The organism is Variovorax sp. GW821-FHT09B01, assembly GCF_059418345.1.
Window position 1 is genome coordinate 40,410 of the sequence record NZ_JBWKPQ010000013.1, and the last position, 21,087, is coordinate 61,496.

The 21,087-nt window shown below is 63.8% G+C and carries 21 protein-coding genes; 15 read left to right on the top strand and 6 right to left on the bottom strand.

Translation table 11 applies throughout. The annotated features are described in order from the left end of the window. Positions 1–171: 171 nt before the first annotated feature. The 3 genes from AC07RV_RS28940 (at position 172) to AC07RV_RS28950 (ending at position 4,522) form a co-directional block, all read left to right on the top strand. Entirely contained in the window at positions 172–1,968 is a 1,797-nt protein-coding gene (locus AC07RV_RS28940) for a DEAD/DEAH box helicase (protein WP_296776403.1), read from the top strand. Between the two features lie 221 nt (positions 1,969–2,189). Continuing rightward, positions 2,190–3,389 carry a tyrosine-type recombinase/integrase gene (locus AC07RV_RS28945; protein WP_003056225.1) on the top strand — a complete coding sequence of 400 codons (1,200 nt, stop codon included), beginning with the start codon at positions 2,190–2,192 and terminating at the stop codon, positions 3,387–3,389. Next, positions 3,386–4,522, top strand: a complete 1,137-nt coding sequence (locus AC07RV_RS28950; RefSeq protein WP_003056224.1) for a PDDEXK nuclease domain-containing protein — start codon at positions 3,386–3,388, stop codon at positions 4,520–4,522. Before AC07RV_RS28945 ends, AC07RV_RS28950 begins: the two co-directional genes overlap by 4 nt. A 45-nt stretch (positions 4,523–4,567) precedes the next feature. Here AC07RV_RS28950 and AC07RV_RS28955 read toward each other — a convergent pair whose 3' ends face one another. Beyond that, positions 4,568–5,356 (bottom strand): hypothetical protein, encoded by a 789-nt coding sequence (locus AC07RV_RS28955; RefSeq protein WP_003056223.1) that lies wholly within the window; start codon positions 5,354–5,356, stop codon positions 4,568–4,570. A gap of 6 nt (positions 5,357–5,362) precedes the next feature. After that, a complete protein-coding gene (locus tag AC07RV_RS28960; RefSeq protein WP_003056222.1) occupies positions 5,363–6,265 on the bottom strand; it encodes a WYL domain-containing transcriptional regulator in 903 nt (300 codons plus the stop codon). Between the two features lie 89 nt (positions 6,266–6,354). Between AC07RV_RS28960 and mblB the strand changes: the two genes are divergently transcribed. From mblB to AC07RV_RS28985, 5 genes are all read left to right on the top strand, one after another. After that, positions 6,355–7,548, top strand: coding sequence for an anti-phage 6A-MBL system MBL-fold protein (gene mblB, locus AC07RV_RS28965; RefSeq protein ID WP_003056221.1), 1,194 nt, complete (start codon positions 6,355–6,357; stop codon positions 7,546–7,548). After that, on the top strand, positions 7,545–9,800 hold the full coding sequence (gene cap2-3 / locus AC07RV_RS28970) for an anti-phage 6A-MBL system cap2_3 protein (protein WP_011517546.1): 2,256 nt from the start codon (positions 7,545–7,547) through the stop codon (positions 9,798–9,800). Before mblB ends, cap2-3 begins: the two co-directional genes overlap by 4 nt. A gap of 45 nt (positions 9,801–9,845) precedes the next feature. After that, on the top strand, positions 9,846–10,916 hold the full coding sequence (locus tag AC07RV_RS28975; RefSeq protein ID WP_003056219.1) for a ComEC/Rec2 family competence protein: 1,071 nt from the start codon (positions 9,846–9,848) through the stop codon (positions 10,914–10,916). 376 nt (positions 10,917–11,292) lie between these two features. After that, positions 11,293–11,643 carry a DUF2958 domain-containing protein gene (locus AC07RV_RS28980; RefSeq protein WP_012204591.1) on the top strand — a complete coding sequence of 117 codons (351 nt, stop codon included), beginning with the start codon at positions 11,293–11,295 and terminating at the stop codon, positions 11,641–11,643. A 63-nt stretch (positions 11,644–11,706) separates the two neighbouring features. Further along, positions 11,707–11,985, top strand: coding sequence for a hypothetical protein (locus AC07RV_RS28985; RefSeq protein ID WP_021027902.1), 279 nt, complete (start codon positions 11,707–11,709; stop codon positions 11,983–11,985). A gap of 142 nt (positions 11,986–12,127) precedes the next feature. On the opposite strand, the gene AC07RV_RS28990 is transcribed toward AC07RV_RS28985, so the two are convergent. Together AC07RV_RS28990 and AC07RV_RS28995 are read right to left on the bottom strand one after the other, a co-directional pair. Next, the gene (locus tag AC07RV_RS28990; RefSeq protein ID WP_003056213.1) at positions 12,128–12,427 is read right to left on the bottom strand and encodes a hypothetical protein; all 300 of its coding nucleotides are present in this window, start codon (positions 12,425–12,427) and stop codon (positions 12,128–12,130) included. A 147-nt stretch (positions 12,428–12,574) separates the two neighbouring features. Beyond that, positions 12,575–12,838: a hypothetical protein gene (locus tag AC07RV_RS28995; protein ID WP_012204589.1), complete on the bottom strand. Its 264-nt coding sequence runs from the start codon at positions 12,836–12,838 to the stop codon at positions 12,575–12,577. A 524-nt stretch (positions 12,839–13,362) separates the two neighbouring features. Here AC07RV_RS28995 and AC07RV_RS29000 point away from each other — a divergent pair. The 3 genes from AC07RV_RS29000 to AC07RV_RS29010 all read left to right on the top strand — a co-directional run bounded on the left by AC07RV_RS29000 (position 13,363) and on the right by AC07RV_RS29010 (position 16,604). Next, positions 13,363–14,190 (top strand): DUF932 domain-containing protein, encoded by an 828-nt coding sequence (locus AC07RV_RS29000; protein WP_003056211.1) that lies wholly within the window; start codon positions 13,363–13,365, stop codon positions 14,188–14,190. Positions 14,191–14,265: 75 nt separating this feature from the next. Next, on the top strand, positions 14,266–16,332 hold the full coding sequence (locus tag AC07RV_RS29005) for a ParB/RepB/Spo0J family partition protein (RefSeq protein ID WP_003056209.1): 2,067 nt from the start codon (positions 14,266–14,268) through the stop codon (positions 16,330–16,332). A gap of 62 nt (positions 16,333–16,394) precedes the next feature. Continuing rightward, entirely contained in the window at positions 16,395–16,604 is a 210-nt protein-coding gene (locus tag AC07RV_RS29010; protein ID WP_003056207.1) for a hypothetical protein, read from the top strand. A gap of 130 nt (positions 16,605–16,734) precedes the next feature. Here AC07RV_RS29010 and AC07RV_RS29015 read toward each other — a convergent pair whose 3' ends face one another. Further along, on the bottom strand, positions 16,735–17,253 hold the full coding sequence (locus tag AC07RV_RS29015; protein ID WP_011517543.1) for a GNAT family N-acetyltransferase: 519 nt from the start codon (positions 17,251–17,253) through the stop codon (positions 16,735–16,737). Between the two features lie 821 nt (positions 17,254–18,074). Between AC07RV_RS29015 and AC07RV_RS29020 the strand changes: the two genes are divergently transcribed. Further along, a complete protein-coding gene (locus AC07RV_RS29020) occupies positions 18,075–18,389 on the top strand; it encodes a DUF736 domain-containing protein (protein WP_003056203.1) in 315 nt (104 codons plus the stop codon). Positions 18,390–18,742: 353 nt separating this feature from the next. Here AC07RV_RS29020 and AC07RV_RS29025 read toward each other — a convergent pair whose 3' ends face one another. Further along, the gene (locus tag AC07RV_RS29025) at positions 18,743–19,036 is read right to left on the bottom strand and encodes a helix-turn-helix domain-containing protein (protein ID WP_003056202.1); all 294 of its coding nucleotides are present in this window, start codon (positions 19,034–19,036) and stop codon (positions 18,743–18,745) included. Between the two features lie 223 nt (positions 19,037–19,259). Between AC07RV_RS29025 and AC07RV_RS29030 the strand changes: the two genes are divergently transcribed. From AC07RV_RS29030 to AC07RV_RS29040, 3 genes are all read left to right on the top strand, one after another. Next, the gene (locus AC07RV_RS29030; protein ID WP_003056199.1) at positions 19,260–19,607 is read left to right on the top strand and encodes a DUF2958 domain-containing protein; all 348 of its coding nucleotides are present in this window, start codon (positions 19,260–19,262) and stop codon (positions 19,605–19,607) included. 341 nt (positions 19,608–19,948) lie between these two features. Further along, positions 19,949–20,707, top strand: a complete 759-nt coding sequence (locus AC07RV_RS29035; RefSeq protein ID WP_011517541.1) for a DUF2285 domain-containing protein — start codon at positions 19,949–19,951, stop codon at positions 20,705–20,707. A gap of 83 nt (positions 20,708–20,790) precedes the next feature. Further along, positions 20,791–21,072, top strand: coding sequence for a helix-turn-helix transcriptional regulator (locus tag AC07RV_RS29040; protein WP_023123353.1), 282 nt, complete (start codon positions 20,791–20,793; stop codon positions 21,070–21,072). Positions 21,073–21,087 lie beyond the last annotated feature (15 nt).

The window sequence follows — 21,087 nt, forward strand, 5'->3', positions numbered from 1 at the left end:
TTGCCCGCACACCGGCTCTCTGCCGGGGACGAAGAAAACCCTTCCGCAAGTCGGTTTTTCGGGCTCCCACTCCTGACCTTCATCAGCCTTGACTGGCTCGCGTCACAAGAACGAAAGACGCCGAGCGGGCCGATGTCACCGCGCCGTGTATGGCGCTTGTTGTTTCACACAATGACTTTTGATGAACTGAAGTTGGCTCCGGCCATCTTGAAGGCCGTGCACGAGCAGGGCTACGAGACCCCCACCCCGATCCAGGCCCAGGCCATTCCGGCCGTCCTCGAGGGCCACGACCTCCTCGGCGGCGCCCAGACCGGCACCGGCAAGACCGCCGCCTTCACCCTGCCGATGCTGCACAAGCTCACCATGAGCCGCAGCGCCACCAACAAGTTCGGCGGCATCGGCATCCGCGCCCTGGTGCTCACGCCCACCCGCGAACTCGCGGCGCAGGTCGAGGAATCGGTGCGCGACTACGGCAAGTACCTGCAACTCGGCTCGACCGTGATCTTCGGCGGCGTGGGCATGAACCCGCAGATCGACCGCCTCAAGCGCGGCGTCGACATCCTGGTGGCCACCCCCGGCCGCCTGCTCGACCTGCAGCAGCAGGGCATGCTCGACCTGTCGACCGTGCAGATCCTGGTGCTCGACGAAGCCGACCGCATGCTCGACATGGGCTTCATCCACGACGTGAAGAAGGTGCTGGCGCTGATGCCGGCCCAGAAGCAGAGCCTGCTGTTCTCGGCCACCTTCAGCGACGAGATCCGCGAACTGGCCAACGGCCTGCTGCGCAACCCGCAGAGCATCCAGGTCACGCCGCGCAACACCACGGTGCAGCGCATCACGCAGGTGGTCCACCCCGTGGGCCGCGGCAAGAAGAAGGCGCTGCTCGCGCACATCATCAACGAGCACCAGTGGAGCCAGGTGCTGGTGTTCACCCGCACCAAGTTCGGCGCCAACAGCGTGGCCGAATTCCTCACCAAGAACGGCATCGAGGCGATGGCGCTGCACGGCAACAAGAGCCAGAGCGCGCGCACCCAGGCGCTGGCCGGCTTCAAGAGCGGCGACATCCGCGCGCTGGTGGCCACCGACATCGCGGCCCGCGGCATCGACATCGACGAGCTGCCGCACGTCGTGAACTACGAGATCCCGAACGTCAGCGAAGACTACGTGCACCGCATCGGCCGCACCGGCCGCGCGGGTTCGAGCGGCGAGGCCGTGAGCTTCGTCTGCCTCGACGAGGAAGGCTTCATGCAGGAGATCGAGCGCTTCACCAAGCAGACGATCCCCGTGCAGGTCATCGAGGGCTTCGGTCCCGAGGAAGGCGAACGCGCCGAGCCCATCGCCATGGGCCGCCAGACCATCTGGGGCGGCGCCGGCCGTCCGCCGAGCCGCGAAGTCATGCAGGCGGCCGCCAAGGCGGCGCGCGGCGAGATGATGCAGCGCATCCGCGACAACAAGGCCAGCCAGGGTGGCGGCGGTGGTGGTGGCAATGGCCAGCGCCGCGGCGGTGGCGGCAACGGTGCCGGCCAGGGCCGCAGCGCCAACGGCGGCGGTGGCCAGCAGGCCCCGCGCGGCCAGGGCCAGGGACCGGGCAATCGCGCGCCGCAAGGCCGCGCACCGCAGGGCCAGCCGCGTCCGCATCACCATGCGGCGGCGCACCCGCAGCAGAACCATCAGCCGCACGACGAGCGCCAGCCGCGCCATCACGGCAACAGCCACAGCCCGACCCAGGCCAACCAGGTCGCGCACCTGCGCGCCGAGGCGATCACCGGCGCGGCCGGCCAGCCCGATCCGTTGCGCACCAGCGTCGACCACATGGGTGGCGGCCGCGGACGCGGCGGCCGCTCGGGTGGCGGTGGCTACGGCGGCGGCAACCGCTCGGGCGGCGGTGGCCGTTCGGGTGGCGGCGGCTACGGCGGCGGCGGTGGCCGCTCGGGCGGCGGCGGCGGCGGTCGTTCGTTCGGCCGCTGAGGCACGACACAGACAGAACAGAGGGCGCTTCGGCGCCCTTTTTCATTTCACCATGACTCCAGCACCGAACTTTGCTGGACTACGCCGAAGCCCGATACAGCAGGTTTATCAATAACTTAGGCGAGTCCAACATATGCCGGTGCTTTCCGAAACCTGACCCGGCTTCCCCTCTGATGGCCCCTACATGGCTCTTGGGAATCGGGTCTTTCCGAGGAGTCATCGTGGCAAAACTCAAGCTCACCAAGTCCGCAGTCGATGCGGCACAACCCCAGGCGCAGGCCGTCGAACTCCGGGACACGCTGGTGCCCGGCTTCCTGTGCAAGGTTACACCAGCGGGCCGCAAGGTGTTCATGCTCCAGTACCGCACGAACGCTGGCGAGCGGCGCAAGCCCGCCCTGGGCCTGTACGGGGAACTGACCGTCGAGCAGGCCCGCTCGCTGGCCCAGGAATGGCTGGCCGAGGTGCGCCGGGGCGGCGACCCCAGCGCGGCCAAGGCCGCCGCCCGTTCAGCCCCCACGGTCAAGGAGCTGTGTACCAAGTTCATGGAGGATTACTCCAAGCAGCGCAACAAGCCCAGCACCCAGCGCGGGTATCAGGCCGTCATCGACCGCTGCATCGTTCCGATGCTGGGCCGTTTGAAGGTCCAGGACGTGAAGCGCCCGGACGTGGCCACGGCGATGAAGAAGATGGCGCACAAGCCGGCCGAGGCCAACCGTGCTTTCAGCGTGATGCGCAAGATGTTCAACCTGGCCGAGGTGTGGGGCCACCGGCCTGACGGCACCAACCCCTGCCGCCACGTCCCGATGTACCCCAACGGCAAGGCCACCCACCTCATCAGCGACGAGGACATGGGCAAGCTGTTTCGGCGACTGGAGCACATCGAAGCCGAGGGTCTGGAGAACTACGTCATCCCGCTGGCGATCCGCCTTCAATTCGAGTTCGCCGGCCGCCGCTCCGAAATCGTGACGCTCCGATGGGATTGGGTGGACCTGGACAACCGCCGCGTGGTCTGGCCGGACAGCAAGACGGGCGGCATGTCCAAGCCCATGAGCGAGGAAGCCTATCGACTGCTCTCGACGGCGCCACGGCAGGAAGGCACTCCCTATGTGCTGCCGTCTCCAAGCCATCCCGGCAAGCACCTGACCACGGGCGAGTATTACGGCGGCTGGAGCCGCGCCCTCAAGGCGGCGGGCGCCACGCACGTCGGCACGCATGGCATCCGCCACCGCTCCGCGACCGACATTGCCAACTCGGGCATCCCGGTCAAGGTCGGCATGGCGCTGACGGCGCACAAGACCGTGGCGATGTTCATGCGCTACGTCCACACCGAGGACGATCCGGTGCGCAAGGCGGCCGAGCTGGTGGCGAACCGGCGCAAGACGATCACCGAGGCGCAGCGGCCTGCGGAGGTGGCTGCATGACCAAGAAGGCGCCTGCGATGGCGGGAGTCGCACCCGCCGCCGTGCCTGCCGGCTACGCCGGCATCCACGGCGGCATCGTGGATCTGCTCGATGCCGCGCGCCAGACGGCAGCGCGCAGCGTCAATGCGCTGATGACGGCCAGCTACTGGGAGATTGGCCGCCGCATCGTGGAGGCCGAGCAACAGGGCAAGCGGCGCGCGGGTTATGGCGAGCAGTTGATCGAGCGGCTGGCAAGCGACCTCACCCAGCAGTTCGGCCGTGGCTTCAGCCGTCAGAACCTGCAGCAGATGCGGTCGTTTTTTCTGACCCGGCCAATTCGCCAGACAGTGTCTGGCGAATCTTCCCCGGAGCCAGTGCGGCCTTGGCGGCTGGACGAGCTGGCGCAGGTCTTCACGCTGCCGTGGTCGGCCTATGTGCGGCTGTTGTCGGTCAAGGACGAGCATGCGCGCCAGTTCTATGAAGCCGAGGCCTTGCGCGGCGGCTGGAGCGTGCGCCAGTTGGATCGGCAGATCGGCAGCCAGTTCTACGAGCGCACGGCGCTGTCGAAAAACAAGGCGGCGATGCTGGCCAAGGGCGCGGTGGCCAAGCCCGAAGATGCCGTCGCGCCCGGCGATGCCATCAAAGACCCCTATGTGCTGGAGTTCCTCGACCTCAAGGACGAGTATTCGGAGTCCGATCTGGAGGCCGCCTTGATCCGGCGGCTGGAAGACTTCCTGCTCGAATTGGGTGAAGGGTTCACCTTCATTGGACGGCAGCGGCGCTTGCGCATCGACCAGACCTGGTATCGGGTGGACTTGCTGCTGTTCCATCGCAAGTTACGCTGCCTGGTCATCATCGACCTGAAGCTGGGGAGTCTGACGCATGCGGACGTGGGCCAGATGCACATGTACTGCAACTATGCCAAGGAACACTGGGCCTATCCCGAGGAGAACCCGCCGGTGGGGCTGATTCTTTGTGCCGACAAGGGGCTCGCCCTGGCGCGGTATGCGCTGGAGGGCTTACCCACCAAGGTCATGGCGGCGAACTACCGGATGGTTCTGCCGGATACCGATGTGCTGCAAAAGGAACTGGAAAGCACGCGGCTCTTGCTGGAGTCTCGCGGAACGATTCGTCCCAAGACGTGGAAGCGGTAGACACACCTGCGGAGCTATACGCCTGTTTGGAGATTGGGCAGAACCTCAGTCTGTAGTCGGTTTTACGGCTTTCTTCCGTGAGGAGGAAGAAGGCAACGACGGCAAACATTCAAACAAACGTTCCGCATAGACGAATCCCATCCGCCTTACTGCGTCCTGATCGAAATACAGTAGCCATGCGGCAAGTAGCGCCAGCGAAATGAGCAATGTCAAGCCTGCGGCAAGCCCTGGATCGGCAAGGTGCACCAAGTCAAATTGGAGAGGTGCTACCTGCAAAATCTTTGCAATCAACAATCCGTAGACGACGCCCATGAGGCACGACAGGATACCGACAGGCTTCATCGCCAGCATGTTGCGATGAAATCCATAGGCGATGTTCTCTTTCAGCAAGAGCTGCTTGTTGGAACGCGTGAGTTCGCGAAGCCGCTTAGTGGCACCGATGTAGATGTCGTCTGCCTTGTCTGGGTTTGCTGATTCTTCTTCTGCCGTTGGCATGGCGATACCCAACTTGGCAGTGATCGCCGTGTGATAACGCTGCTTGCTGACACCATCAAGGAACTTGTCGCGGTGGCGTAGTGCGATGGTCGTGGGCATGCCACCCCATTTTGAGACCAGCATCTCTTCAAGTTTTTTACCACGTCCGCGCGCTACGCTCGCGAGTGCATAGATAGCGCCGCAGCCGCCCAGCAGGCCGATCACACCTGTAAGCACAGGGTGCCGAGCCCCGTAGACGCACAACAGCGGCACCAGCACGGGTAAGGCCACAAGAAGGCCAGGGATAACACGTGCCTTGCGCTCGTAGGGGTCTTTGACCAGTTCAAAAATTGTTGTCATGTGAAGTCAGGCCTGTGCCGCCAAGGCGTCGATATAGGGTTGGATTTCATCGCGGTTTTTTAGCGTGATCTGCTGTGCGAGGGGGTCTGGTGCTTCCTTGGTATGCAAACCCAAACGTCTCAGCGTGTAGTACAGAAACGCTTGGCGGCATGGAAGTTTGACCTCTCCATCTTCCATGCCGTAGTCCAACTCTAAGACTCGTTTCTTGGCTGCAGGCAAATCGGGATGCGGTGCAAGTACCAGCGTCAATACAGTTTGCCAATGCGAATCTTGGTTGGAGTCCACTTGGGTCGCCTCGAAGCCATCGATGCGCAGGATTCGAGCAAGGACGAAATCGCTGAAGCGCTGGCGCTTGTGGCAAAACGCGCGCATGTGCCAGCGAAAACCGTCATTGCCAAGGGCGTGGGGAGACAGCAAGCGAACCGATTCATCCAACGACGTCATGGACTGGTAGCTCACCAGAATGGATTCCTGCTGGCGGATTGCGCGCACCACTGCTTCGACGGTCTGCTCATTGATCGTGCGCCAAGGGGACGGGGCCCAATCTGTCTCCGGCGCGGAGCCGATGAAGCTGGCCGTCGGCTCGACAATTCCCATCTTTGTCGCTAGCAGTTCTGCTAGATAGCGTTGCGCCGAGCTTCGTTGGTAAAGCGGGTGAAAACTCTGCGCTGCCGTGTAGGTCTTGGAGCTGCGGTCGTAAGTCAGGTTGCTCGGCGCCAACTCCATGTACTTGGAAATGTCCAGCGATGCCTGCGGGACCGAAATACCAAAGTGCTCGGTGAGATCCATCCGGTTGATGCGCCGCTCCCAGCGCAGACGGAAATCGATGAATTGAAGTCTGCTCTCCAGCCCCCAACTTAGCCCCTTAGGCTCAGCAGGTTCGGCGGCAGGAACGGAAGGTTTTTGCATCAGTCACGCCTAAAAAGTAGACGGATATAAAAAATCGTCGTACATTAACTATACGCGATCATCCTTCGATCGTCTACCCGGAGACCCCAGTGCCTACAACCATCACGTTTTTTCCCGTCGACAACGGGGACATGACCCTCATCAAGTTCGGCGATCTCGACGCGACGACTCTGCTGATCGACGTAAACATCAGGCAAGACGCCGACGACCCTGACGGGGAGGCGCGCGATGTCGCCAAGGATTTGCGCGAACGACTGAAGAAGGATGAGAACGGCAGGCCGTATGTCGATGCGTTCCTGCTGAGCCACCCGGATCAAGACCATTGCCGAGGGTTGAAGCGACACTTCTACCTAGGGCCACTCGACAAGTACCCGGACGACAAGAAGGACGACAAGGACAAGAAAATCGTGATCCGCGAGATGTGGTCGTCCCCGATCGTGTTTCGACGCGCCAGCAAGACGCACACCTTGAGCGACGACGCCAAGGCATTCAACACGGAGGCGCGTCGGCGCGTGCAACTGAACCGTGACAAGAATTTCGCCGTCGGGAACGGTGACCGCATTCAGATCATGGGCGAGGACATCGACGGAAAAACCGATGATCTCACTTCGATTGTGCGGAAGGTGGACACGCGCTTTTCAACGATCAATGGCAAGAGTTCCGCATTCTTTTCTGCGTTTCTTTTGGCTCCACTGGACGCCCAGGATGACGAGGAAGAGGAAGAGTGCCTGGTCAAGAACCAGTCCAGCGTTATTCTGAACATCACGTTGGCGGCTGACGCGCAGACGCCGGATGGTGCGAAATTCCTTACTGGTGGCGATGCTGAGGTGTTCATCTGGAACCGCCAGTGGCAACGCCACAAGGCTGAAGCAGATGTGCTTGAGTACGACATCATGCAGGCGCCTCATCATTGTTCCTGGCATTCGCTGTCCTATGACAGCTGGTCCGACTACCGTGAAAAAGCCAAGCTCGATGCTGATGCTCGCAAGGCGCTTTCGCAGACCCGTGACGGCGCCGTCATCGTCGCCAGCTGCAAGCCGATTGCAGATGATGACAGCGATCCGCCCTGCATCCGTGCGAAGCGTGAGTACGTGACGATCGTGGACGAAGCAAAAGGCGAGTTCTACTGCACAGGCGAGTACCCCAGCGAAAAGTCCGTGGAACCGCTCGTTTTCACCGTAACCGCTCAGGGTGTGCAACCTCCCTCGAAGAAGGAGTCCGGATCGAAGGCCGCTGCCGTGGTGACCTCTGCGCGCACCCCCATGCCGCACGGAGCATCATGACGGGCACCATCGCAGACGCACTGCATCAACTTCAGCGGCATCGAGGCCTTATCCGCGTTGGCGAGCCAAGGACAACTGGTGCATCGACGGAGATTGAAGTCGATGTTGCGGTCCAACTGCCGAACAGGTCTCGGCGCAATGGTATCTCTGAGACCGGAGTGCGCACCGTCGAGACGTGCGTGCTGGTATTCGGTAGTGACTGGCCCCTGTCTGCACCCGAGCCCTTCTTACGTGCGGACTTCCCGCTCAACTTGCCGCACATCAACCCCCATCGCCAAGGCGAGTTAGTCTCGCCGTGCCTATTCGAAGGGTCGTTGAACGAGCTGCTGCATCGGTTTGGCCTGGACGCCGTTGTCGATCAGTTGATCGACTGGCTGCACAAGGCCGCGGCCGGAACACTCCTGGACCTGGAGCAGGGGTGGGAACCAACGCGCCGAGACAGCTGTCCTTCGACCGTTGTATTCAGTGCCGAGAAGGTCGCGGCCGCCGCTCCCGCTGACGGCACGATTCTGGTGGTTCCCGCAGGCTACGTGACGATCGATGGCGGTCTGTACGCCATCATCAACGCCGAACTGACCGCACAAGTCGATCCTGTGTTTTATCAGGATGTTCACAACGACAAGCTGGGCAAATGGGGGAACGGCCATGCCGCGGCCTTCATCGCGCGCGCTCCGATGACCGACGGCCTCCCGCATGTGATCGGACGCTATCAACCAGAGACAGTTGTCGATCTCGCGACGCTGCTCGATCGAGCAGCGGAGCTTGGTATTGATCGCGACGCTTTGGCCCAGGAAGTGGACGGTTATTTCGGACGCTCAATCCTGGATATGCGACAGGACTCGCATGGCTGGGTGCATGGTTTGTACGCGATTGTGATTCTGGCTGTGCAAAGGCCAGCGTCGCTTGTGGGCTCGCCAGGGAGGAGTGTCGAGGTATTGCCCTATGTGGTGCGCTATGAACTCAACGCTCAATCGCTCCTGGAGCGTAACGCCACGGTTCACCCGGCCTTTCACGCGCATGCGTTGTCTCCTGAACTGCTGGCAAGGACGTCCGGCATTCCATACGCAGCCACATCACAGCCGCTGGTCGTGCTCGGCTGCGGAAGCGTGGGATCGAAAGTCGCGATGCAACTGGGGCGAGCGGGCTTTGGTTCGATGACTTTCGTCGACAACGAACCCATGTCGCCTCACAACGCCGCGCGGCATGCACTCATTGAGCGGGCATCAGTTCTGGTTCCGCCTCGGAAGTCGGCGCTGATGAAGACAGCCTTTGAATCGCTGTCGCATCTTCAATCGCGAGCGTTCGACACCGACGCAGTGACTCTTTTGGTCGATCCGGAACAGTTTGCGGCAACCGTTCCGCAGGATGCGGCCCTCATCGTGGATGCGACGGCGTCACTTCAGGTGCTGGCTGCAGAAACACAATCGGCAGCGTTGGATCAATCCCCAGCCCGATTGGCACGGATCGCGATGTATGGTCAGGGGCGCTGTGTGGCGGTATTGCTCGAAGGAGCTGGCCGTGCCGGCCGAGTTGACGACCTCACGGCGTTCTTGTTCGAGTGCTGCCGGTTTGCACCGGAACTGCGTGCGTCGATTGCCGGCGAGACGTCTGAGCCGACTCGGATTTTCGTGGGTGACAACTGTCATTCGCTGACGATGCCTATGTCTGACGCCGTTGTTTCGCGGTCGACGTCACTGGCCGGCCTGCAACTGGAACGATGGCTCGTTGATGGGCTTCCGAAGGAAGCGACGCTTTGCGCCGGAATCTCAGATGCCGAAGGCCTTGGAATGGCATGGACCCGCGCCAGCCTTGGCCCGACCACTGCGCTTGAAGTCGCAGACGATGGTGGCTGGAACATTCGGGTCCTGTCCCCAGTTGCGCAAGCAATCCATGCTGATGCGCTGCGCTGGGGTGCTCTGGAAACAGGCGGCGCCTTGATCGGCCGCATCTCGTTTGAAAATCGAACCATCACCATTGCAGGCCTTGTTGAGGCACCGCCTGACAGTGTTCGAGAGGCCGCCCGCTTCGTCCTCGGAACCAACGGGCTTGTTCAAAATTTGCGCGCCGCAAACGCGGCCTCTTTGGGGTATCTCGCCTTTATAGGAACGTGGCACAGCCACCCGAAAGGCGGCGCACATTCGGGTATCGACCGAAATACATTGCGCGGCATCGCCGAGGATGCTGGCGGCCTTCCGGCCGTGTCGTTGGTATGGACTCCGACAGGACTCACGTGTGCGGTGGATCGCTGGTAGGTGCAAAGCCACCGGCACTTTGTTGGCATAAAACAAGAGGGATGTATGGCTGACTACTTCGAGATCGACTTTCTTGGCGTCGAAACAGCGAAAAGCGGGGACGCGATCACGCTGCGCTACTCGGTGAATGGCACCGAGGGCGTGCACGTTGTTGACGGTGGGTATCTGGATACGGGTGATCAGATAGTCGAGCATCTGAAGACGTACTATGGAACAACAGTCATCGACCATGTGATCCTCACGCACCCAGATCGCGATCACGCCAACGGACTACGAAAAGTCCTGGAGCAATGCACGGTCAGGAATCTTTGGATCAACCGGCCGTGGATATACGCGGACCAGTTGATCGATCGCTTTGAGACCTATGAATCGGTTGAAGCCCTGCGACGGAAGTTGCGCTCAATCTACGATGCCACGGCAATTCTTGAGGATATTGCGGTGGAGAAGGGAATTCCAATCCATGCCCCCCTTCAGGGGCAGAGCATCGGTCCGTTCGCGGTCATGGCACCTACCCTGGGGCGCTACTTGGACCTGATCGTGGACTCCGCGAAGACACCGGAAGCTGTCGAAGAAAGTGCTTTTGATAGCGCGCTGAGCAGCATATTCCGGGCAGTGAAGGCCGCGACCGCCTACATCAAGTCCCTGTGGGGCGAGGAATATTTCCCGCCTGAGCCGACCAGTCGTGAGAATGAAATGAGTGTGGTGCAGTCGGCTGTCTTGAACGGTCATCGCGTCATGCTTACTGGCGATGCCGGGCGTGAAGCACTGCAGGAGGTGATCGACTACGCACCTTTCGTGGGACTCGCGCTGCCAGGTATTCGGTATTTCCAAGTGCCCCATCACGGCGGGCGACACAACGTTTCGACCGAAGTCTTGGATCAACTGCTCGGCCCACGGTTGAACAGTATGCCGGACAAGCACCATTGGAATGCCATATGCAGTTCTGCCAAGGCGGATGAGGATCATCCGCGGAAGTCGGTGATTCGCGCCGTATTGCACCGGGGTGGGCACTGGGCGGCAACTGAAAGCCAGAACATACGCATCGGGGCAGGCATCACCCGCGATGGCTGGGTGCCGATTCCCCAGGCGGCGTATCCGGAAGATCAAGAAAATTGACAGCGCCTGAAGGCCAGCACCACTTTTCAACTGCCTGCTGACAACTTGGCCTGCATCCCGACGTTCCTTCGTCGGGCTCATGGGCTGCGCCCCGAGCTTCGTGCCGAATCGCAGTCATCCGGCTTCAAGCCCGGACGCTCTGATCTGGACTGACGCTTCGGACCTGCGCGCTACGCTTGTCAATACCGGGGTGGCTGCGTGGTGAGGTGTGGCGGCTTGCTGTTCCCTTCATCGTGCCACGGCGTGCTCGCCGTCAATGACTGCGCACCTTCGGCGCTTGCGGCCTGGCGGCCGTCTTCGATCTTTGACTGCTTGCGCTGCGCCGTGCCCTGCAAGGGCTGGGCAATTCCGCCCGGTAACCTTACAGGAGTTCACCATGAACCACGCATTCATCACGGACGAGCAGCGCATCGTGCTGCTGGCCAACGGCCGCGAATCCTTGGAGAACCCGGACTTCGATCCGGCCCCAGTGGTCAAGCTGTTCACGCCGGATGCCGGCGCGACCTGGCTGCTGACCGAGATTGATCCCGATGACCACGATCACGCCTTCGGTCTTTGCGACCTGGGCCTAGGGATGCCGGAAATCGGCTGGGTCAGTTTTTCCGAACTGGCGACCGTGCGCGGGCGGCTGGGCTTGCCGGTAGAGCGGGATCTGCACTTTCGTGCCGAGAAGCGGCTGAGCGCCTATGCGCGCGATGCGCGGCTGGCGGGGCGTGTCGTTGTCTGACCTGGTTCTGGGGCGCCGCAAGGCGCTCCTGAGCGTTCTCAATCATTTCAGGAGGTCAAGGCCATGAGCAGCCACCACGACTACATCCTCGAAATCACGGCAGAGCATGATGCGTTCAAGCCGTTCCCACCGGAGAACGGCCAGCCCTTGCGCTTTGCGCTCGGCGACGCGGTGATCTATACCAACGGGTTTGGCGCACAGTTCCGGTGCCGCGTCACCGGGTTTTATCGTCCCAGCGGACTTTCGGGCCTGTACGCGCGCGGTGCGCGCTACCTGCTGGACTCGTCATCGCCGTGGATGCCGGTGTCGGAAGCCAGCCTGCGCCCCGACGACCCGGCCTGATGCCTTCGCGCCCCTGGCGGGGCGCTACGCGCTGCGCTTGCCTCCAGGGGAAAGCCCTGCGGGCTATCCCCGCCGCGCAGGCTTGGCGCCCCTCTCGCGCAGCGAACCGGCTGGTGCCGGATCGCTCCCTTCATGCCGGACATTACGATGGCACTTCGGGCGTGGGTGTGTCGGGTTCGTAGTCGCCCAGCCACTCGAAGAGACGTTCGATATCGCAGTCCAGCTGGTTCAGCGTGGCCTGGGCCATTGCGTACCAGGTGGTGCCGTCGTCCGTTTCTTCGGAGGCGGACAGCAGGACGTTGAGCTGTGCGCGCCGTCCCAGCAGGCGCTGCATCTCGTTGCCTACCGTCTTGCGGTCGGTGGTCCAGATGAGGGTCGGCAGAAAGATGCCAGGCCCTTCTGCTCCAGGCGCAGGCGTTCCGGGTTGCATGGGATCGCTCATGGTGGTTCTCCAGAAGGTGGAGATTCCACGGTAGGCATTGGCCCGTGACCGGGCCACTCGAAATTCGCGCTATTTCGGGGGGATTTCGGGATCAGCGCCGATCGGCCGTGGCGCAGTCATGCGGGCGGGCTGCCTTTGAGCCGGTGCTTACCAGGGCTTCCAGCGCCGCTGGGGTGTTTGCGGCACGGCGCCGAGCAATTGGATCGGCGGCAGTGCATGGGGCGCATTGTTCCTGGGGAAGCGCCGGCGCACTTCGCATTCCAGTTCGTGCGCGAGGCCGCGTGCGTCCTTCTCGCCGCGCAGTGCCCGTTGCCGCCAGTCTCGGGCCTGGGCCATCAGTTCATCGTCTTGTAGGGCTCGTATGTCCATGCCATTGCCATTTTGCCGATGGCTGGGTGGGTAGCTGTCCACGGGGATTTCATTGAAGTCATGTGGGCGTCCCCGGCCACCTGGGAGATGGCCGGTCGCGCTCTCGTGCTAGCGCATCGAGCCGCCTGCGGCGTCTCGCCCCCTTCGGGCTTCGATCGTTCCCTCACTCCGTTCGGCTGACGCCTCCGGCCCGGCTTCCAGCTTCGAGCCTGCGCGCTTCGCTTGCCGTGCGGTCGGCTTGTGGGATGGCCGTTGCCATGTCCAGTCCTCTTCCCTGACTTCATCACCTTGTCCGCGACTGTAGCCCGCGGCCGTGTGCCGTCAAGGCGCGCAGGGCCGTGTCCTCGGCTGCGCCTGCGGGCCGCCCCACCCTGCGCTTGTTTCCTTGACGGCCCCCGTCCGCGCGCTCCCTTTCGTCGCGGGCGATGAACTCAGGAAAGACGGTGGCAACAGGGCCAACCGGGTTCCTCGCGCCGACCGCACCGAACAGCCGAAAGGCTGGGCTTCGAATCTTGGAATCCGGTGTGCGGTTTTCTTCAACAGCCTTTTTGTTCAGGAGAAAGACCATGCAACTCGCATCCCGCTTCGCTTCCCATTCCCCCGCATTGCGCAGCGACTCCCCGCTGTCCGATGACCAGATCCGCCGCGTGGCCCCGTCCATCTTCGCGGATGCCCCCCATGAAAGCCGTTCCGAGCGGTACAGCTACATCCCCACCGCCGCCGTGCTGACCGAGCTTCGCAAAGAGGGGTTTCAGCCCTTCATGGTGTGCCAGACCCGCGTTCGCAACGAGGGCCGGCGCGAGCACACGAAACACATGCTGCGCCTGCGCCACGCCAACCAGATCAACGCCCGCGAAGCCAATGAAATCATCCTGCTGAACTCGCACGACGGCACGAGCAGCTATCAATTACTGGGTGGCATGTTCCGCTTCGTTTGCAGCAATGGCCTTGTCTGCGGCGACACCGTGGGCGATGTGCGCGTGCCCCACAAGGGCGACGTGGCGGGCCATGTCATCGAGGGCGCCTATCAGGTGCTGAGCGGCTTCGAGCATGCGCAGGAATCGCGCGAATCCATGCAGGCCATCACGCTGGATGCCGGGGAATCGGAAGTGTTCGCCCGCGCCGCGCTGGCCCTCAAGTACGACGACCCAACCAAGCCCGCGCCCGTCACGGAATCGCAAATCCTGATGCCGCGCCGCTTCGACGACCGCCGCCCCGACCTGTGGAGCGTGTTCAACCGCACGCAGGAGAACCTGACCAAGGGCGGATTGCATGGCCGCGCCGCCAATGGCCGCAGACAGCAGACCCGCCCCGTGCAGGGCATTGATTCGGACATTCGCCTGAACCGCGCCCTGTGGCTGCTGGCCGATGGCATGCGCGCCCTCAAGGCCTGACCCCCTCTGACGTGTTCCCCGCCGGAGGGGCGGTTTCCCCTCCATTCCCTTGTTTCACTTGATTGGAGATTCACCATGAACGCCGTTACTTACACCGAAGCTCAAGCCCTCGACAGCCGCGCAAACGTGCTGCAAGCCGCCGACCCGAGCAAGCACATGATTCTGGTTCCGCTGTCGCGGCTGGTGCTGCGCCCCACGGGCCGCAACGTGCGCAAGACCGTCCCGCGCATGTCCATCCCCGAGCTGGCCGCGAGCATTCAGCGCGTGGGCCTGCTGCAAAACCTGATCGTGATTCCCGCCGCCGATGACCTGCATTACGAGGTGGTGGCAGGTGGCCGACGCTTTGCGGCCCTCAAGCTGCTGGCAAAGAAGCACCGTATCGCCAAGGATTGGGACGTGCCTTGCCTGCAGGTGGCCGATGGCACGGCCCGCACCGCCAGCCTGACCGAGAACGTGCAGCGCGAAGCCATGCACCCAGCAGACCAGTTTGAAGCCTTCGCCGCGCTGGTGGCCGAAGGCCGACCGATTGAGGACATTGCGGCGGATTTCTCCGTTACGCCGCTGGTGGTGCAGCGCCGCTTGAAGCTCGCCAATGTCTCGCCGCGTTTGATGGAGGACTACCGGGCCGATGCCGTGAGCCTCGATCAGCTGATGGCGCTCTCCATCACCGACGACCACGCCGCGCAGGAATGCGCGTTCTACGATGCGCCGCAATGGCAGCGCCAACCCTCGCACTTGCGCGAACGTCTGACGGAGCGCGAGATTGACGCCTACCGGCATCCGCTGGTGCGCTTCGTCGGGCTGGACACCTACGAGCAGGCGGGCGGCGGCATCCGCCGCGACCTGTTCGCGGAGGGCGATGCAGGCGTGTACCTGACCGACGCCGCGCTGCTGGAACGACTGGCGCAAGACAAGCTGGCGGGCATCGCCGCAGAGGTGAAGGCCGAGGGCTGGGCTTGGGCTGATGCCACGCCGGGCGTGACCCATGCCGATCTGCACGCCTTCCAGCGTGCGCCGAGGGAGCGCCGCGAGCCGAACAAGCGCGAAGCACAGCGCATCGAGAGGCTGCAAGCCAAGATGCAGGAGGTGGCCGAAGCCATTGATGCCGCGACGGACGCCGACGACGAGGACAAGGCCGATGCGCTGCAAGAGGAAGGCGAGCGGCTGGGCGAGCAGTTGCAGGCGCTGGAAGACGGCTTGCAGGGGTACGGCGCGAACGTGAAGGCCGCAGCCGGGGCCATCGTCACCATCGGCCGCAACGGCGAGGTGGTGATTCATCGCGGACTGCTGCGCGAGGCCGAGGCCAAGGCACTGCGCACACTGGAGAAGCTGCGCCAAGGGTTCAGCGACCCAGATGCCGCGAACGATGACGAAGGCGAGGACGACGAGCCGCCCAAGGCAGCAGCGATTTCCGACCGACTGGCCCAGCGCCTGAGCGCCCATCGCACCGCCGCGCTGCAAATCGAGGTGGCCCGGCATCCGCAGGTGGCGGTGGCCGCGCTGGTGCATGGCATGGTGCAGACCGTCTTGCAGGGCCGCTACTACGGGCGCGACCTGCCGCTGGGCGTGAGCCTGAAAGTCCAAGACCGGCTGGACGGCATGGCCCCGGACTGGCCCGAGTCACCCGCCGCTGTGGCGCTGCGTGAATTGCAGCAGGCGTGGAGCGGCAAGCTGCCCGAGGACAGCGCCGAACTGTTTGCCGCGCTGCTGGCGATGGAGCAAGGCGAACTGGTCAAGCTGCTGGCCGTGTGCGTGGCTTCCACGGTGGACGTGGTGACGCCTCGCGCCACACCGCACCAGCCCGGCGAGGAACTGGCGCAGGCCGTGGGCCTCGACATGGCCGCATGGTGGCAGCCGACCGCCGAGGGGTATTTCAAGCACGTTCCGAAGGCGGCAGTTCTGCAAGCCGTGGGCGAGTACGCGCCCGATCAGGTTTCCCGGCTGGCGAAGCTGAAGAAGGCCGACATTGCCAGCGAAGCCGAGCGGCTGGCCGATGGCGCGGGTTGGATGCCTGCCATCTTTAAGGTCGAAGGCCCGCAGCAGGCAGTGAAGGAAAGCGCGCAGGAGGCAGGCCCGGAGCAGGACGCCCCGGAGGATGCCGAGGCAATGGCGGATGAACCCGCCGAGGCGCTGGCCGCTTGACCCACGCCGAAGGCAAGCGCCCCGGCTTCGACCGGGGCGCTTCGCTGCAAGGAGAAGCCCCCATGACCCGCACCACCACCAACCGCCCGCGCATGGCGGCGGTCTATGCACCCGGCACGGTGCGCGCCCGCCGCTGGCACGGCGATGGCGACGTGCGCGGCTACCGACCGCCCTCGGGCTGGTCGGCCCGCGCTGACCTCACCGACATACATCCCATCACGGGCCGCGCCTTGCCGCGTGCCGTGTGGTGGATCATCGAAACGAAGGAATGATCATCGTCAGCACCGCGCCCAGGCCGTTCCGCCCTGGGCGCGGTGAAACGCATAATCCGGGCGCGGCGGTGGCCGCGCCCGGTGTTGAAGCCGAATAGCCGGGGCATTACGCCGCCGCCTTCACTGGCACTCAGGCGGCGGCGTTGAAGGCATCGCTGTACTGCGCGATGCCTTCGGGCACTGGCCCATGGAAGGCCAGTGCGAGAAAATAGCCGGGCGGCACGCCCGGCAGTTGCAGGCCCGCATGGGCCTGGAAGCCAAAGCGCCCGTAGTACGCGGGCTCTCCGAGCAGCACACAGCCTTCGGCCTGCATGGCCCGCAGTTCAGACAGCGCCTGTTCCATCAGGCGCGAGCCGATGCCGTGCCCCTGCCTCTGCGGCAGGACGGAGATCGGCCCCAGGCCGCACCAGCCTTTGGCCTTGTGGCCGTGGTCGTTGGTGATAGTCACCGGCGACAGAGCCACATGGCCGACGACCTGGCCGTGTTCTTCGGCCACGATGGAAAGCGTCAGTTCGCTAGCGTCGCGCAATGCACGCACGATGAATTGCTCCGTGTGGCTGGTGTGCGGCGCATCGGCGAAGGCGGCAATGGTCACGGCCTCGATAGCGGCAATGTCGTTCGTGGTTTCGTGTCGTAGCTGGATGGTCATGGTGTTCTGCGTTCCCTGCTCAAAATATAGAACGGCCTGGGCGTGTCGGCGCGTAGCGCCGCCGGGCTTTCGGGCTGCGCCCCGTGCCGACTTCGCTGTCACGGCCATTCGGCTTCAATCCACTCACGCCTTCGCGCCTGCGGCGCTGCGCGCTGCGCTTGCCTCCGGGGGATCGGCGCAAGGCCCATCCCCGCCGCGCGAGCTTGGCGCCCCTCGATGCCGCCGAACCGTCGATGCCGGATCGGCCCGGCCAGCGCCCCGCCGCAATGGACGGAGCTGGCGAACACGCTGGTGCTTGCTGCGGCAGGTTGTGCGAATGCGTGCCGTCCTCAACGCTGGCGGTTCTCGCCCATCACGTCACGAAGGACGGTTCACGGACATCCCGCCCGGCATCGCTATGGAGCTTCCACGCCACGCCTCAAGACCGGCGCCGCAAGGTGCGGCCGGGGCGTTCTCGCTTGTCGTCGGATGGTTGACCTGGCCCGCGTCAGTGGGCGAGCCGGTGCTGCCTTCGTGCGGGGATGCCGAGCCGGCCCTGCCTCCTTTCGATGCGGTTCGGCCCAAGGCGTCCTTGTGTTGTTGTGAATCCTAGCGGTGGCGCGGCTGCGCCTCGGGCTTCATGGCTGCAACCGTCCGGCGAAAACAATTTCCCCTGCTTTGTCACTGCGTTCGGCGCATTCCTCGCGGGACAAATTCTTTTCGCCTCCCGGCTCTCCACTGCGTTGCGACCGCAAGCGGTGCAGCCCGCCCGTCCCCCGCCGGCCGGATCACAACAAGGACGCGATGGGCGCGAACCTTGTTCCACCAAAAGGAGTTTCATCATGGCCAACATCGGCACCTTCACCGCAGACAAAGACGGCTTCACCGGCACGCTTCGCACCCTGACGCTCAACGTCAAGGTCAAGCTGGTGCCCAACGACAAGGGGGACAACGAGAAGGCCCCGGACTTCCGCCTGCAGGCCGCCAGCCACGACATCGGCGCGGCGTGGAAGAAGACCAGCGAGGCCGGGCGGGAGTACATCTCCGTGACCCTCGACGATCCTTCGTTCCCGGCCACGGTCTATGCCCGCCTGATCGAAGGAGAGAACGGCACGCACGACCTGATCTGGTCGCGCAGCAAGCCCCAGGCGGCCTGACGGCCGCCAGCGCCCCGCCCACTGCGGCGGGGCGCTGTACTGCTTGGATCAGCAGACTGGAAGGCTTGGCTCTCCCAGCTTCGTGATGGTGGTGGTCGGGCAGCATCACCATGACTTCGTGTTGCCAGGGCGAATGCAGGGCGATTCGGCGCACTGCGCCGACCGGGCTTTGCGGGCTGCGCCCCATGCCGACTTCGCCGTCATGGCCATTCGGCTTCAATCCCTATCGCAGCTGCGCGCTTCGCTTGCCTCCGGGGGAAAACCCTGCGGCCTCTCCCCGCCGCGCGATGCTTGGCGCCCCTGAAGTCCCCGAACCGGCTGCACCGGATCGGCCACGCCAGCGCGGTCGCACGCTATGGCGTGTCACTCTTCTTCGCCACAGTCTCCAACTCCTGGCGCACCTGCGCCAGCAGCTGATCGACCTGCTGCAGGTCGTCGCCGGCATAGGCCAGCGTCAGCAGCGTGAGCGGGTGCACCTCCATGACCTCGCACAGCTCGGCCAGCTTGTTCAAGGTGGGGCTTTTGAGGTCGCGTTCCAGCGTGCTCATGTAGGTGCGGCTGGACACGTCCGAGAACGCTTCCTGGCTCAAACCACGTGCTTTCCTGATGGTCTTTAGTGCCTCCGACAATGTATGTTTCGCTGCCAACCCTGGATCTCCGCAAAATCCAAGATGACATCCGATTGAGCCCTATAGGGCTACAATCTATAGTGTTCAACTATGCCCGCCTGCCGCTTTCGTGCTTTTACGGAAATCCGTATCTGCAGCTTCTCACAGAAGCACAAAACCGCATCCGTGCCTTTCCACAAACCCGCCGATGCGGTTTTGCGCTTTCACGCTTCGGCGGTTTTGTGCGAATGAGGTAACGCCCATGAACCAACTCATGACCGAGGACGAGCGCAAGCAACTGCTGGAACACGGCCGGGTCCGGGCCGCTGGCCGGGCCATCGACCCGCTGCCCGTGGTGCGGTTGTTCACGCCGGACGCACACGCCACTTGGCTGCTGGTGTCGCTTGACCCCGCTGACGGCGATACGGCCCATGGCCTGATCGACTTGGGGATCAGCATGCCTGAGCTGGGCGAGATCAAGCTGTCCGACCTCGCATCCATCGTCGGGCCGAGCAAACAGCCCGTGATGCGAGATCGGTATTTCCGGGCGGTGCGCCCGTTGTCGGAGTACCTGCGGCTGGCCCAGGAGAACGGTTCCGTCCTCGATTGAGCCGTTCGCGCCACGGCCAAGCCGGGCGCATTGAGGCTATTTCGGTCTTGCTCCAGACCCGTCAGGTCTTAATCCGCACTGTTGCACCAAACCAGTGCCACCCTGACGCAAACGGTCATGACGCCAGCCGTGCCATCGGGCACGGTGGATAGCGCAGGAGGCCGCATTTCCTCGCGCGCCACCGTCGCATTCAGACGATCCGCGCAATCCATCGGATGCTTTTCGTCTTGACACGCAAGTTACTAATCTACCAGCTTATTCACGATTGGATGCTAGTTCGATGCGGTGACGTTGGCGTGTGAAACCAGTGACGGCCGTCCTGCTCTACGGGAGCTTGCGTCATGGCCGAACCGCACCACCTCGCGCACTGGTATCCGACCGCCGCCTACCTCTACGTCCTGTGTCTGGACACGCTCGCACTGGCCTGGGAGTACCTGCGCCGCCATCCCGACTACCGGATCGACTGGCTGCGCCGTGCGCGCTGCCCCGATGCCGCGCATCGCTGGGGCTTGCGTCTGCTGGAAGACCCGGACGTGGATGCGCGTGACGCGCATCCGGCCTGGCTTCCCGGCCATGGGGCCGTGGTGCAGCTTCACCCCGATGCCGATCCGCCTCCGGATGCCACCGCCTTCGCGTTCTGGCGCATCCCCGGCCACAAGCAGTTGCTGCACGACGGCAAGGGTCTGGCGCTGATCGCGCGCAGCCCCAGCCTTTGCCAGCGCTATGCGCTGGCGCCTGGCCTGGAGGACGGCATGGCCGTGGCCCATGCCTATCGTGGCCGTCACGCCGCCCCTGCGGCCCCTATGCCTGGTACGCCTGCGTCAATGGCTCGGCCCAGGCCACCGCCTGCGGCGCTGCTGGAGCTACACACCCTGCAGGCGCTCGACGCCACCCTGGCGGGCGCGTCCTTGCGCGACGTCGCCGAGGGCTTGTTCGGTGCGGACGCCGCAGCCGGCTGGTACAGCGACGGCGGCCTGCGCTCCAAGGTGCGCCGCCTGGTGCGGCGCGGCGATGCGTTGATGCGCGGCGGCTATCGCCGCCTAGCACAACTGCCGCCGCTTGAGAAGGGTCGTTTTGAAGAGAGCGCAAAACGACCCTGAGCAGGAGGGCTTCGTTTTCTGAGACTGCCTTCATCCGGTTGCGCTGTGTGGCCGGAGCCCTGCAACCGATGGAGGTTCTCACCATGCGTCCTGCTCCCTTGCGGCCTGCCGCTACTGTCTCGACCGCTGCCGCGCAGCCCCAACGCTATCTCACCAACGACGAAGCCGCCGAGTACCTGCGCCTGTCGCCGCGCACGCTGGAAAAGCAGCGCGTGCTGGGAGGCGGTCCCAAGTTCCGCAAGTTCGGCCGCCGCGTGATGTACGCCGTGGTCGACCTCGATGCCTGGGCCGCCGAGCGCAGCTTCGAGAGCACGTCCGAGCCCGAGTACGCCGAGCAGCATTCGGCGGACAGCCGTGCGCGCTGATCGCTGGCGCGCGGG

Excerpts from the sequence above, each read along its gene's own strand:
- AC07RV_RS28940 (WP_296776403.1), top strand. The coding sequence starts at position 172 with ATGACTTTTGATGAACTGAAGTTGGCTCCGGCCATCTTGAAGGCCGTG.
- AC07RV_RS28950 (WP_003056224.1), top strand. The coding sequence starts at position 3,386 with ATGACCAAGAAGGCGCCTGCGATGGCGGGAGTCGCACCCGCCGCCGTG.
- AC07RV_RS28955 (WP_003056223.1), bottom strand. The coding sequence starts at position 5,356 with ATGACAACAATTTTTGAACTGGTCAAAGACCCCTACGAGCGCAAGGCA.
- AC07RV_RS28960 (WP_003056222.1), bottom strand. The coding sequence starts at position 6,265 with ATGCAAAAACCTTCCGTTCCTGCCGCCGAACCTGCTGAGCCTAAGGGG.
- cap2-3 (WP_011517546.1), top strand. The coding sequence starts at position 7,545 with ATGACGGGCACCATCGCAGACGCACTGCATCAACTTCAGCGGCATCGA.
- AC07RV_RS28975 (WP_003056219.1), top strand. The coding sequence starts at position 9,846 with ATGGCTGACTACTTCGAGATCGACTTTCTTGGCGTCGAAACAGCGAAA.
- AC07RV_RS28980 (WP_012204591.1), top strand. The coding sequence starts at position 11,293 with ATGAACCACGCATTCATCACGGACGAGCAGCGCATCGTGCTGCTGGCC.
- AC07RV_RS28985 (WP_021027902.1), top strand. The coding sequence starts at position 11,707 with ATGAGCAGCCACCACGACTACATCCTCGAAATCACGGCAGAGCATGAT.
- AC07RV_RS28990 (WP_003056213.1), bottom strand. The coding sequence starts at position 12,427 with ATGAGCGATCCCATGCAACCCGGAACGCCTGCGCCTGGAGCAGAAGGG.
- AC07RV_RS29000 (WP_003056211.1), top strand. The coding sequence starts at position 13,363 with ATGCAACTCGCATCCCGCTTCGCTTCCCATTCCCCCGCATTGCGCAGC.
- AC07RV_RS29005 (WP_003056209.1), top strand. The coding sequence starts at position 14,266 with ATGAACGCCGTTACTTACACCGAAGCTCAAGCCCTCGACAGCCGCGCA.
- AC07RV_RS29010 (WP_003056207.1), top strand. The coding sequence starts at position 16,395 with ATGACCCGCACCACCACCAACCGCCCGCGCATGGCGGCGGTCTATGCA.
- AC07RV_RS29015 (WP_011517543.1), bottom strand. The coding sequence starts at position 17,253 with ATGACCATCCAGCTACGACACGAAACCACGAACGACATTGCCGCTATC.
- AC07RV_RS29020 (WP_003056203.1), top strand. The coding sequence starts at position 18,075 with ATGGCCAACATCGGCACCTTCACCGCAGACAAAGACGGCTTCACCGGC.
- AC07RV_RS29030 (WP_003056199.1), top strand. The coding sequence starts at position 19,260 with ATGAACCAACTCATGACCGAGGACGAGCGCAAGCAACTGCTGGAACAC.
- AC07RV_RS29035 (WP_011517541.1), top strand. The coding sequence starts at position 19,949 with ATGGCCGAACCGCACCACCTCGCGCACTGGTATCCGACCGCCGCCTAC.
- AC07RV_RS29040 (WP_023123353.1), top strand. The coding sequence starts at position 20,791 with ATGCGTCCTGCTCCCTTGCGGCCTGCCGCTACTGTCTCGACCGCTGCC.